This window comes from Aporhodopirellula sallentina SM41 (genome assembly GCF_000346505.1).
GTDB lineage: Bacteria > Planctomycetota > Planctomycetia > Pirellulales > Pirellulaceae > Rhodopirellula > Rhodopirellula sallentina.
This window is the reverse complement of sequence record NZ_ANOH01000157.1, coordinates 1-12,019: the sequence shown is the minus strand read 5'-3', so window position 1 is coordinate 12,019 and position 12,019 is coordinate 1. Positions and strand designations below refer to the sequence as shown.

Annotated in this window: 12 protein-coding genes; 10 read left to right on the top strand and 2 right to left on the bottom strand. The window is 55.1% G+C overall.

The window, feature by feature from the left end:
- A partial coding sequence (locus tag RSSM_RS10395; protein WP_008677693.1) for an enoyl-CoA hydratase-related protein occupies window positions 1–329 on the bottom strand: 329 nt, incomplete at its 3' end.
- An 816-nt stretch (window positions 330–1,145) separates the two neighbouring features.
- Here RSSM_RS10395 and RSSM_RS10390 point away from each other — a divergent pair.
- A complete protein-coding gene (locus tag RSSM_RS10390; protein WP_144059716.1) occupies window positions 1,146–1,895 on the top strand; it encodes a hypothetical protein in 750 nt (249 codons plus the stop codon).
- 246 nt (window positions 1,896–2,141) lie between these two features.
- Here RSSM_RS10390 and RSSM_RS10385 read toward each other — a convergent pair whose 3' ends face one another.
- Complete coding sequence (locus RSSM_RS10385; protein WP_008677688.1) at window positions 2,142–2,627, bottom strand: hypothetical protein; 486 nt, start codon at window positions 2,625–2,627, stop codon at window positions 2,142–2,144.
- Window positions 2,628–2,822: 195 nt separating this feature from the next.
- Here RSSM_RS10385 and RSSM_RS10380 point away from each other — a divergent pair, with 195 nt between their 5' ends.
- From RSSM_RS10380 to RSSM_RS10340, 9 genes are all read left to right on the top strand, one after another.
- Window positions 2,823–3,311, top strand: a complete 489-nt coding sequence (locus tag RSSM_RS10380) for a hypothetical protein (RefSeq protein ID WP_008677686.1) — start codon at window positions 2,823–2,825, stop codon at window positions 3,309–3,311.
- A 527-nt stretch (window positions 3,312–3,838) separates the two neighbouring features.
- Window positions 3,839–4,903: a CHAD domain-containing protein gene (locus tag RSSM_RS10375; RefSeq protein ID WP_008677685.1), complete on the top strand. Its 1,065-nt coding sequence runs from the start codon at window positions 3,839–3,841 to the stop codon at window positions 4,901–4,903.
- Between the two features lie 154 nt (window positions 4,904–5,057).
- Entirely contained in the window at window positions 5,058–5,543 is a 486-nt protein-coding gene (locus RSSM_RS10370) for an NUDIX domain-containing protein (RefSeq protein WP_236621067.1), read from the top strand.
- 5 nt (window positions 5,544–5,548) lie between these two features.
- Window positions 5,549–7,171: a phosphotransferase gene (locus RSSM_RS10365; protein ID WP_008677680.1), complete on the top strand. Its 1,623-nt coding sequence runs from the start codon at window positions 5,549–5,551 to the stop codon at window positions 7,169–7,171.
- The gene (locus tag RSSM_RS10360; protein WP_008677678.1) at window positions 7,168–8,055 is read left to right on the top strand and encodes a GAK system ATP-grasp enzyme; all 888 of its coding nucleotides are present in this window, start codon (window positions 7,168–7,170) and stop codon (window positions 8,053–8,055) included. Before RSSM_RS10365 ends, RSSM_RS10360 begins: the two co-directional genes overlap by 4 nt.
- 23 nt (window positions 8,056–8,078) lie before the next feature.
- A complete protein-coding gene (locus RSSM_RS10355; RefSeq protein WP_236621066.1) occupies window positions 8,079–9,200 on the top strand; it encodes an HprK-related kinase B in 1,122 nt (373 codons plus the stop codon).
- Window positions 9,194–10,237 (top strand): NUDIX hydrolase, encoded by a 1,044-nt coding sequence (locus RSSM_RS32410; RefSeq protein ID WP_008677674.1) that lies wholly within the window; start codon window positions 9,194–9,196, stop codon window positions 10,235–10,237. Before RSSM_RS10355 ends, RSSM_RS32410 begins: the two co-directional genes overlap by 7 nt.
- The gene (locus tag RSSM_RS10345) at window positions 10,234–10,920 is read left to right on the top strand and encodes a histidine phosphatase family protein (RefSeq protein ID WP_008677671.1); all 687 of its coding nucleotides are present in this window, start codon (window positions 10,234–10,236) and stop codon (window positions 10,918–10,920) included. Before RSSM_RS32410 ends, RSSM_RS10345 begins: the two co-directional genes overlap by 4 nt.
- Window positions 10,921–10,930: 10 nt before the next feature.
- Window positions 10,931–12,019, top strand: a 1,089-nt coding sequence (locus RSSM_RS10340; protein WP_008677669.1) for a metallophosphoesterase family protein, incomplete at its 3' end; no start/stop codon positions are given.

Sequence of the window (12,019 nt, the reverse complement as noted above, 5' to 3'; positions counted from 1 at the left end):
TGCGAGATTTGTCGCAGACGTTGCATCGTTTTCGCGCACTGAGTGAACAGTTCCTCGTATTCCTCACGCGACCGGGCAATCATTTGTTTCAAATCATGTCCGGAAGAGAACACCGGTCCGGCGGCGCGGAGGATAACCACTTTCGTTTCTGTGTCACTGGCAATTGCGTGCAGCTGTGAATCGAGTTCGGCGAGCAGTTCGAGCGAGAGTGCGTTGCGTTTGTTCGGTCGGTTCAACGTGACCGTCGCGATCGCATCGGACTTTTCGATCGTCAATTCGCTGACGTGAGCCTGTGAGTGAACTGGTTCACTCGACTGAGTCGACTCCATCGCGGGGTCCTTCAAAAGGAGGGCGTGTGCAAGAAGATGGCGAGAAGGCATTATGTCCGACCACCTATTCAACGACCAGGGGAATGGATTGTCAGCGACGACGTGTCTGCACGCAGAAGGGCGGCCGAGTTGGTGCACTCCGCGGTGTTGATTTGGCTGTGTTGATCTCGCCCTATACGTGATTTGTCGTTGTCGCCAAACCTCGGAGATTTGAATCCTGGCATATTCAGCTATGGGGTCGGGCACGGCGAACGTTGATGAGTAGGCGGTCTCCCGTGACGTAATCCGACGCAATTCGTAGGCGTTATCGCATTGGTACCTGGTTGTTCTGTGGAAACCGCGGCTGACGCCGACCGGCTGATGGTTTTTTCGGATTGGTGCTTGGTCACCGCTTCGTTGGGACGCACAACTTCGCAGAGATTTTATCTCTCGGCTATTGGATCTTCATACGGACGTTAAATGTCTGGTGTGCAGTACTCAGGCAGGATGCAAAATCGCAACCGATGCGGTGCACTTGCGTCAAATCGATAGCCTTTTCAAACGTGCGTGTTCCCAATCACGGCAACTCGCTGTGATGTTGCTGTAGACGGAAGAACGTGGCGGTGTAGTCGGTTCGTATGACGGCTACGCGGTGGTTGAACCAAGCGACCTAAGTTCGATTGATCGAAGCCCTTGGGATGGCTTCCGCGGCGCGACCAACGCTTCATTCTGATTTCACTGGCGCTTCACCGAAGGCTGCTGTGTGGCCGGTAAGATTTCCGCCGATCCAGACACCCTGTCACGATCAGTTCCCACAGTCAATGAAAAGGAAATCAGATGTCACAGTCATTACGATGCATGACCGCGTTGTTCGCAGCGTTGGTCTTCGTGTCCGCCACGCAAGCACAAACCCTGAGCACGCCGTTCCGCAAGACGGCCGTTTCGTATTTCGAAACCGGTGCTCAACAGCAATGGGATGAGTGGGAAACACCAACTCCCGACGCACAAGATTCGGACTCGGAAGTTAATCGCGACTTCGGAACCTGGCGGTCGGATCTCGAATTTAACAACCCTGACAACTACCCATCGAACCCCGCAAACATCTGGACGGCCGCGTCACAAGACTCTTGGATCGATGAAGCCAGCGGCAACTTTTGGTGCTATGGCTATGCTCTCGCGTCGATCTACGTTCAGGGTGATGCCGAGTCCGATTCCGAAAGTCGTTTTCGCTTTGACGTTCAACTCGACAACACCGGTCGCGTTGTCTTGCAGGGCATGATCGGCGTCTCCAACTTCTTCGGTAGCGATCAAGCTCACGATACTTCCGGTGAAGCCAAAGTGGTTGTTCGGGTGATCGACCGCAGCAACAATACCAATGTTTATCGTAAAGTCGTCTCGATGAACGCCGTCAGTTCGGCTCGCTATATCGATGAGTTTGAATTTGACGACCTCGAAGTCGAACTGTCTGCGGGAACCTACCGCGTCGTGATCAATGCGTTCGCGTACGATGAAGCGATCTACGACCAAGTGAACTTCTCGCTCGCCAACGCTTTCGTCGAACTCGAAGGCTGGGTCGAAGAAGACTGATACCAATAATCACGGAGACGTGTTTCAAATAGGAAGGTCGGCGTCGTTGGCGTCGGCCTTTTTTGTCGTGTTTGAACGAATCGAACTGTTTGTTGGCAATGACATCGATGCAAACATGGAGCTCTTTCGGTGTCGGCCACCGCAATCGGACGTCGGCTCGTTTTGACAGCGAGTGAGGCTGCTCTCCATCGAATCGCAATGTTGCTCCGAACGATCGATCGCAGTCGAATTGAATCGTCATTGGTTTTACGAGTCGCCGTTGCGACTACTTGCTTGATCTGCGCGGTTTTGCAGTTCTCGGATCAGGGTTGGCATCTCGCCATAGGACGACATCCGAAGGGGAAACCATGTTAGCGTCGTCCCCCATCGACATGGCGTTTTCAATTCCGTCACGCAGTACGGGGGATTGTTATACCTACGCAGTTTGAATTCGCGGATATTGGCGAGCTGGATTCGCTCGGTTTCTTCCATTCGTTCCATCAACAGTTCGTCGCCATCAATCCAGACATTGCTAATCGGATTGGTAAAACGAAGTTCAAAGGCGGAGAACAACAAAAAGAAAAACGCCGCAAAAGGAATTGCGAAACAAATGAATCCGGTCGCGATCAACGGAACGAGGATCAACGTCGCGAGGAGAAAGAGCTTCCACTTCGGCGTTCGTTTGAGTACGCGACGCACGCCCTTTTGAAACGTCTGCGTTGTGATCAATGACGTGGAACTGATTTTGTCCATTGCTCCGCGGTGCTGTTGCGTGGAGGGTAAATGTGAATTCGATAGCAATCACTTTGTGCGCTTCCACTTTACACGCTTCGGCGGCGACGTGGTTTTCTGCGGTGATGTAACACCCGCTCTCACTCTCCGCTTGGATCGGTGTTGAGCTGAATGGTTCAGCTTTTCAACATCCAGCATCTAAAGAGGGGAAAACAAATGTTCCAAAAAGTGGTTTCCAAGTGGGTTGCACCAATCGTCTGTCTGGCCGTCATGGCCGTGAACGCCAACGCGGGCAGCCCGACCAGCCTGGCCGACGATTCCGACCAGTACAACGCCTACGTTTACAGCTACGTTTCGATGGTGTACGCCGACGGGATCTCGAACGTGATTGGAGACGATAGCCTCGAAGGCGAGGTCGCGATCTTGATTTCGGGTTTCTGCAGTGATGGGTTCTTTCACTGCTTCGACGCACTCGTTGATGACGACGACACCCTATGGCAGGATGCCGTCGACGACCTCGAACTCGCTCGAATGTGGTGCGACACGTTGATCGTGTTTGTCGAAGATTCCCAACCCGCGAGCGTGAGCGGACAAATCGAAACTCTCATGTGGTATCTCGACATCGCGATCGCGAACGCGAAAGACTGTGTGCCACCGACGAGGCTCTGGCGTCTTCCTCTGCAGACGTCAGTCAAACGCTGGTAGAACGAAGCGAGGCAGCTCGAGTCGGTGAAATCAGGAGGCTCGGTGGAAGCTGGCGAATGGATTGCGAGAACGACAAAGGGAACATCCCATCGATAGAGGCGGGTTCGCGTAAGTGAACCCGCCTTTGTTCGTTGGGGAGGCGTCCCGAGGGAGAATGTCCCCGCGGAACCTGTTTGCGTTTTCCTGCGGCGGTTTCCTCGACACGGTTGTCTGGAATGCAGCCTTGAATGCTGAATCGTCCTGACTGCCGCGTCTGGATCGGCGTGTGGTTGCTCGCTCGATGGAGTCCCAGCGTAATGCCGATCGCATCTGCGTACCGGGCGCAAGGCGGTAAGGAATCTTGGGCGGCGCGGTATCTCTGGCCGCCCTGGCAATTGTTAAGAATTTCGAGAATCAATCAATTCGTATTGCCTTTGAAGTGCCGGTACGTAAGCTTAACCGTAAATTCACATTGCGAGTCAGCCCGTGCACCACCTCGCCGCTGACTCTAGACGCCATTGATGACACTGAATGAGCGATGACACTGAATGAGCAAGGCCAAGAAGTTATCCCCCGCATACGAGTCGTCGTCACTGGTCACTGCCGCGGCAAAAGAAAGCCTGAAGCAGCGATTAAAGGCGGCATGGCGATATGCGCCGAAGGCAGCGAAGAAGGCCAACGAAGACATCGAGTATGTTCATCAATTGCGTGTGAGCGTTCGTCGTGCAAACGCGGCAATCGAGTTGTACGCATCGCTGCTGCCGCGACAACAACGACGCCTGGTGAACAAACAACTCCGGTCTCTCCGGAAAGCGGCGGGCCAAGCACGAGATTTGGACATCTTGCAATTGCGGCTGCACAAGCTCGATCCCAAGTCGTCGTCAAAGGAATTCGGGGCCCTGTTGGACTTTGTCAAGTTGCAGCGGAAACGTGCGCAGCGCGACATCAAACGCGGCTATGCCAAGGCAAAGCGGCAGGATTTCCAAGCCAACGCGAAACGGCTGTTGAAGTCGGTGAAGTGGCGTGGTGATGGGGAGCAGCCCGATTTTGGGACGTTCGCGCGGACCGCGTTCGAGCCGATGGTGGAACGGTTTTTCGCTGCCGCCGCGGTAGACATGAGCGACATCGAGATGCTGCATCAGTTGCGGATCGAAGGTAAGAACATCCGCTACGCGATCGATCTTTTGTCGCCAGCGTTCTGTGGGAAGTTCACGAAACAAAACACGGCAACCTTTGTCGTGTTGCAGGACAAACTCGGCACGATCAACGATCACGCATCGGCGATCGCTTTCTACCAGGGGCTGTTGAAGACCAAAGGTACCCGCGATTGCAAATCTGCGATCAAAGAGATGGTCGAGTTTGAGAAGAAGGAGCTCGAAGCAACACGAGCCGACTTTGCGAGTTGGTGGTCGGATCGGCGAGTTGCCGAAATGCGGAAGCAGTTCACGATGGTTCTCTCGGCCAGTGGTGCGGCCGACAAGGTCGCCACGGACATTGCTGCCACGGACATTGCTACTACTACGGAAAGTGATACCGCCGGCAGTGATGCCGCAGACAGTGATGCCGTGTCGCAAGATGATGCTGCGGGCAAGGAAGCAGCCAAAGCCAACTAGGAATTTTCATTTGCCTCGATGGCGGAGGCTTTATCAACGGTCCGTCGCCCACGCGTCGCCTTCATGCTCACCGCAGCCACGACGCTCAGCGCAGTCAGGACCGAACGGATGCAAGGATACATTGGAAATGTTGAGAATTGATCATGCTATGAGCATGCAAGAAAGAACTGCCGATTTCTCGCCGGTGATGCGGAACGCGGTGCGAGCTGTTATCTTCCGCGACGGTATGTTGCTGGTTCAACGCAAGGTGTACGAGAACGGTGAAGTCTGTTTTACACTTCCCGGCGGCGGTGCTGAGGTTGGTGAAACTCTCGAAGATGGTCTTCGTCGGGAATGCGTCGAAGAGATCGGTGCGGACGTGGAGGTGCGTGATCTTGTGCACGTTGCTGACTACTTCAAGCAGCGAGACACGTTGCCGGCAACGAGGCGACACCAAATCGAATTCCTCTTTCTTTGTGATGTTCCCGACGACTATGTTGCGGCCAACGGACGCAGCCCTGACAAACACCAGCAGGACGTTACGTGGTTGGATCTCGCGAGCGAATCGGCGGACCTGTTGTGGCCGCAGTCGCTACAACAGATTTTGAAACGCGACACCGAGGCGTCCGACGCTCCCACCTATCTCGGCTTGATTGATTGAGTCCAATGCGTCTGCCACAACCTATCCGTGACAATCTGCAGTTCATGCTCGCTGAAACGAGCACGCAGTTGAACAATCTGGTCGAATTGCTCGATGCTCCGTCGGCGGAGCTGTCGCAACGAATTTTTGACCGCCGTGGGTACTCGTACAACCTGAAGATGCGTATCCAGGATGCATGCGCCAATGCGGTTCAGGGCTCCGGCGGTACTGAAAAGATCGAAACGCATTCTTTACGGGCCGCCGAATCCATCGCCACTCAGCTCGAACGCCTGACCAGTCTGATTCACGACTGCGCACGCCAACTCGACGGTTGCAAGCGACGAGGGATTCTCAAATCACTATCCTCGACTGGTTTGCTCGACGACGTGGTCAAAGGCATTGAACTGATCCGATCGGGAATCGAAGAAGAAGGCACCAAGACCGCAATGAAGGTCAGTGACCTGGCGGTTGCGATGTCTTCAAAGCATGAAGATTTCTTCGAAGGGCAATCGCGAGAGCTGCAGAGCATCGAACACCCTGACCGTGTCTTGACGGCATTTTTCATCGCAACGCAGCTCAACGAGATGAGTGCGGTGCTACGCGACGTCAGTGAGTCGATGGTCGGTGCCCGGTTAGGCCGGCCGATGCAGCGTGATCGGTTTCATTTGTTGAAGACCGCGTTTGATGACCTCGGTATTGACCGGGCGACAGTCGCAAAGGTTGCTGAGACGAACTCAGGGACGAACATCTCTCGCATCGGACGAAGCCGCTCGAACGGTTTTGCGGCCATTGTGAAAGATGGCGAGAAACGCAAGCTCAAAGAGGAACGCAAGAGCGTCGAGAATTGGCACGAGATCTTTCCCGGGATCGCGCCGCAAATTCTCTCGTATCGGAAGCGTGGCGACAACGCGTCGTTGATGATCGAGCATCTTCCTGGTTTCACGTTTGATAAGGTCTTGCTGTCGGGATCGGACGAGCAACTCAAACTCGCCCAGCAACAACTCGCAAAGACGCTCAAAGCAGTCTGGCGAGAAACCAAATCGGATAAACAGGTCAGCCCGAAACACATGACGCAGTTGCGCAAGCGACTCGGCAGCGTCGTCGAGGTGCATCCCGAATTCGATCGAGGAAGAGGACGCATCTGCCAAACTCGCACCAAGTCGCTCCGCGACCTGATTGATGAGGCGGAAGAGAAGGAGTCACAGGTCACGCCGCCGTTTTCGGTTTACATCCACGGCGATTTCAACCTGGACAACATCATCATCGATCCGTCGGCTGAGCGAGTGAATTTTATCGATCTTCACCGGTCATGCTATTCGGATTACACGCAGGACGTGTCGGTCTTCATGGTGTCCAATTACCGTTTGCAGGCGCTCGACAAACGGACACGCCACCGCATCACGAATGTTGCTGACAACATGCATGTGAAGGCACGCAAGTTTGCCAAGCAGCATGACGACACCACGTTCGAACTCCGACTCGCGTTTGGTTTGGCACGCTCCTTCATCACGTCGACACGGTTTATCTTGGATAAAACCCTCGCCAAGTCGATGTATCTGCGAGGCTTATATATTTTGGAACGAGCGATCGAGCATCCGATCGAATCGGCTGCTAAATTTCGTCTCCCGATCCGAGAATTGTTTTCGTGATTGATCTGAAAATTGGAGTGATCGGCATCCCGGGGAAGTGGTCGACGGAGGTGTTGGCCGACTCTCTGGAGTCTCGGACCGGTTATCGTCTCGTGATCGATATGCATGACGTCTGTGCGGACCTCTCGTCGGGCAAGCTGATCGCAAGTGGTGTCGATCTCTGTCAGCTCGATGGGTTGATTGTCAAAAAGATCAGCCAAGAGTATTCGCCCGCTACGCTCGACCGGATCGAGCTGTTGCGTTTGGCGGAAGCGGCCGGTGTCCGTGTTTTTTCTCGGACCGAAACCATCATTCGAATGATCGATCGGTTGGGGTGCACGATGACGCTCCGCAGCGGCGATATTCCGATGCCTGAAACGGTCGTTACCGAGAATCGGGATGAAGCCGTCCGGAGTATTCGCGAGTTCGGTTCAGCCGTTTTGAAGCCGCTCTACTCCACAAAAGCCCGCGGTATGGAGTTGATCGACGGTGAGATTGATGACGACGCGCTGTTGGACGTTGTGGATCGATTTCGTGCCAACAATCCGATGATGTACATTCAAAAAAAGGTCAACCTTCCTGGTCGCGACATGGGGATGGTTTTTCTCGGCGGCGAATACTTGGGAACCTACGCTCGGGTCAACCAAGGCGATGCATGGAATACAACGATTCAAAGTGGCGGACGCTACGCCGAACATTCTCCGCCACAAAGCACGATCGATTTGGCGTCGCGTGCACAGGCGTTGTTCGGCATGGATTTCACGACCGTCGACGTCGCGGACACCGACGATGGCCCGATCGTTTTCGAGGTTTCAGCGTTCGGCGGATTTCGGGGAGTCAAAGAGGGCATGAAGATGGATGCTGCCGCGATGTATGCCGACTACGTTTTAGGAGAACTCCGCTAGTGCACGACCCGCCGAACGTTTCATTGCCGAGTTTATCGACCGTTGCCGAGCAATTAACCGACGGTGTGGAGATCGCGGGCGAATCGGTCGTATTGGGGCTCGACGATTTCCTGATTCGTGTTCGGTCGAATTCGGTAGCGTTGCTCCAAGGCCTACGCCGTTATTTTGCTCACGTGGTTGTCGAACGCGATGAGGGGGTGCGAGCCGATTGTACGGTTCTCGCGATCGAATCCGGAGCAACGGATCTCGGGCTGTCTTTTGTCGACTGGAAACGCGAACCGGGCAAATCGGGACGCAAGGATTCGTACGTCGATCTCGCCGAAAACGACCAGGGCGTGGGGCGTTTGGTTCGCAAAGTGCGAACGGGGATGCTGTTCCTGCAAAGTGAAACGCACCGGATTGCACATGGTCCGTGTCTGGCGAACGACAATCAAGTCATCAACTTCATCAATTGCCAGTACATGAACTGGCTGCAGCAGCGGGGATCGGTTATCTGCCACGCCTCGGCGATTGCGATGGACGGGCGTGCTTTGGCGATCGCAGGTTTCTCGGGTGGTGGCAAGTCATCGCTCATGTTGCGTTTGATGGAATTGGCGGGCACTCGGTACGTCACCAACGACCGGTTGTTCCTCGAGTCGAACGCGACCGGCGAGATTCAGGCGACCGGAATCCCCAAACTGCCGAGGGTCAATCCGGGCACGATCGTTAGCCTTTCATCCTTGCGTCCGATGCTCGATGAAACGCAGATCGAAACGTATGAGTCGCTTTCGCCGGAGCATCTGTGGCAGCTCGAACAAAAGTTTGACGTCGACGTCACGAAGGTTTACGGTTCCGACCGCATCACCTTGCAGTCGCCGATGAGGGATTTGTTGATCCTGAACTGGGATCGAACTTCGGACGCGACGTGTCGGATTGAGCCGGTCGATTTGCGTGAACGCCCTGAGTTGCTCAAGGCGGTGACGAAGAGTCCCGGGCCGTTTTACGTCGACGCTCGGGGACAGTTCCAAAGAGACGATGTCAAGCAGGAAATCGCGACCTATCAAGACCTGCTCGATCGGGTCGACGTATGGGAAGCGAGCGGGAAAGTTGACTTCGACATGGCCACGCAAACCTGCCAATCCATTCTGAGGAAACAACCGTGTTGAAGAACCTGCTGATCTTCAGCCACCCGGTCGTGCGTGATTCATCTTCCGCGGCCGGAAATTCCCGTTCCGGCGAGCACCGATCAGACCAGGCCGACTTGCCCGACCGATGGAAACGAAACGCACAGCGGATCGGCGTGTGGATGGAGAAACATCGATTGATCCCTGACCAAGTCCGGTGTGCACCCACCTTGATGTCGCGTACCGCGGCGGAGAAGGCATGCAAATCGGCTGGGCTCAACGAAGATATCGTGCGGGACGACGTTCGTATTAGCCGCTACACCGGATCGTTGGTTTCCGAACTGTTGGCGGAAATGGGTTCGGAGTCGACATGCATGTTGCTCGCGGTGGACGCAAAGGTTGCACTCGAAATTTGCAGACAGGTCGCCGGCGTTCGTCACAACGACCCCGAAGTCGCTTCGTTGAATACCAGCGATCGACTGTTGCATATCGAAACCTCTGTTCGTGAAACGGAGGGCACAGCGTCGAAGGTCGCCGTTTGCGGTCACCTTCAGGAATCGCTCGATCCGTCTTCATTGCCCAAGCTCTTTCCTTATCCGGATGTTTTTGGCAGCGAGCAACGTCCGCGGCCTGCATACTACTACCGACAGTCCGCGGTGATCCCGTTTCGATATTGCGATGATGAACTCGAAGTCCTTGTCGTATCGACCAGCAAAGGAAAACGTTGGGTTGTTCCCAAAGGCATTCACGATCCAGGAAAATCGGCACAGGAATCAGCCGCGAACGAGGCCATGGAGGAGGCCGGCGTGCTCGGCAACGTGATCGATGTCGAAGTCGGGCGTTACACGCATGACAAATGGGGGGCGACCTGCACGGTGGCGGTTTATCCGATGGAGGTGACTGAGGTTCTTGATGACGATCAGTGGCCGGAGAGCCATCGGAAACGTGAGTGGTTGTGCGTCGATGCTGCCGCCGATCGCGTGCATCAGCACGAACTGCAGGGCATCATTCGTTCGCTGCCCGAAATGCTCGGCGAACATTCGTCGGGCGAATCCAAACCTCACGGACGAGGTGAATGATGTCTGATCGATACTGCATCCTTCTTCGTCACGGCGACTACCATCAGTTGCCTGCTACGCCGAGCGCCCATCAGCCCTTTGGTTTGACGTCTCTCGGGCTGCAGCAAGCGGCGGAGTCGGTAAACGCGATACGCGAAATGGTCGATGCCCAGGGATGGACGTTGCACCACGAGGTGCATTCCTCGTCGCTGCTTCGTGCCTGGCAAACGGCGAGCGTGGCGATGGAGGGATTGAGCGAATGCGATCGTATCGTAACGAGTGATTCGCTCACCGAACGCTGTGTCGGCAGTGCCGCAAATCTGACGCGAGAGCAGATCGTCGCTGCTGTCGCGCAGGACCCGCGTCTGGATCCGTTGCCGGATGATTGGAAAACCAATAGCCATTTCCGGTTGCCTTTCGTGGGCGCCGAATCGCTCATGGATTCAGGGCGACGTGTGGCCGATTATCTCACGCGAACCATGATCCAGATTGATCGATCCGGTCACGCCGTTCTTGTCTTCGCACATGGAGCGTCGCTGCGTCACGCGGCACACGTTCTCGGTGTGTTGCCGTTCGATCGGATCGCGCAGCTCAGCATGTATCATGCGACACCGGTCGCTCTGTCGGTATCGAGTGACGGAGTGTGGCGTCACGCGGCAGGGCAGTGGAAGAACCGACATAAGCAACTCGAGCCATTGGACTGAGGCTCGACGCATGAGCAACAAGCAAGCTGAAAAAGCGATTAAGATCGGGAAGGTCAAACCGCGGTACCACGGGCGGGAGTGGATTTCCGTTGACCTTCCCGACGACGCGTGTGACTGGACGCACGGTGGAGAGAAATCGATCATCACCGAGAACGGTGAGTTCGGTGAATTGATCGACGTTCTTCGCGAACTCAATGATCAGAACCATTGGAAATGGCCGCGTCGGAAACACTACTTCATCTCCGATCTGCATGCTGATGTGGACGCGTTGGCCGCTTCGCTCGTCGCGTCCGGTGGTGTGAAGCAACTCGGACAATCACCGCTGGATTTCAAACTGACCAAAGAGGGCCGCAAGGCCACGTTTGTCATCGGTGGTGACTGTTTCGACAAAGGACCGAACAATCTCGAGTTGCTCCGTGGTGTTCGACAGTTAAAGGATCAGTCTCCTCGCGTGCGAATTCTCGCTGGGAATCACGACATTCGATTGCTCTTTGGGATGCGGGTAGTTGGGGAAAAGAAGGACGTTCGCAACGAACACTTCTTTATCCGGGCGGGCCAGAAAATCATCCCATTGCTCAAGGAGGTCTGGGAGGCCCACGTGTCGAAGAAGTCGATGCGTTCGATCCCAGATACCGCCACGTGCCGGCGGCGATTATTCCCACGTGATAGCTGGTTCGAGGAGTTTCCTAAAATTGATGGAGCTGACATCGTTCCGGCGCAGATGGAACGTGAACTCAACCGCATCGCGAAGAAAATTCAGAATTTCGAACGGCTATGCGGTGACCAAGAGCTCGATCTGAGGCAGGTTTACGCCGCGACGCGTCAGTGGAGACGGATGTTTTTGAAGAAGGGAGGCGAGTTTCGTTGGTTCTACGGCGATCTTCGGCTCTGTTACCGCAGCGGATCATTCTTGTTTGTTCATGCCGGTGTCGACGACGTCGTTACGAAAATGCTCCTGCGGCGCGGGGTCCCCTACATCAATCGCAAGTTCAGAACGGCGATGCGAGAGGCACCCTTCGATTTCTACTATGGATCGTTGTGCAACACGATCCGCACGAAGTACCGCGACGTTGACCGTCCGTTTACGCGAAAGGGGGCA

What these genes read in the sequence shown, in the direction of transcription:
- RSSM_RS10390 (WP_144059716.1), top strand. Translation starts at nt 1,146, where the DNA reads ATGTCACAGTCATTACGATGCATGACCGCGTTGTTCGCAGCGTTGGTC.
- RSSM_RS10385 (WP_008677688.1), bottom strand. Translation starts at nt 2,627, where the DNA reads ATGGACAAAATCAGTTCCACGTCATTGATCACAACGCAGACGTTTCAA.
- RSSM_RS10380 (WP_008677686.1), top strand. Translation starts at nt 2,823, where the DNA reads ATGTTCCAAAAAGTGGTTTCCAAGTGGGTTGCACCAATCGTCTGTCTG.
- RSSM_RS10375 (WP_008677685.1), top strand. Translation starts at nt 3,839, where the DNA reads ATGAGCAAGGCCAAGAAGTTATCCCCCGCATACGAGTCGTCGTCACTG.
- RSSM_RS10370 (WP_236621067.1), top strand. Translation starts at nt 5,058, where the DNA reads ATGCAAGAAAGAACTGCCGATTTCTCGCCGGTGATGCGGAACGCGGTG.
- RSSM_RS10365 (WP_008677680.1), top strand. Translation starts at nt 5,549, where the DNA reads ATGCGTCTGCCACAACCTATCCGTGACAATCTGCAGTTCATGCTCGCT.
- RSSM_RS10345 (WP_008677671.1), top strand. Translation starts at nt 10,234, where the DNA reads ATGATGTCTGATCGATACTGCATCCTTCTTCGTCACGGCGACTACCAT.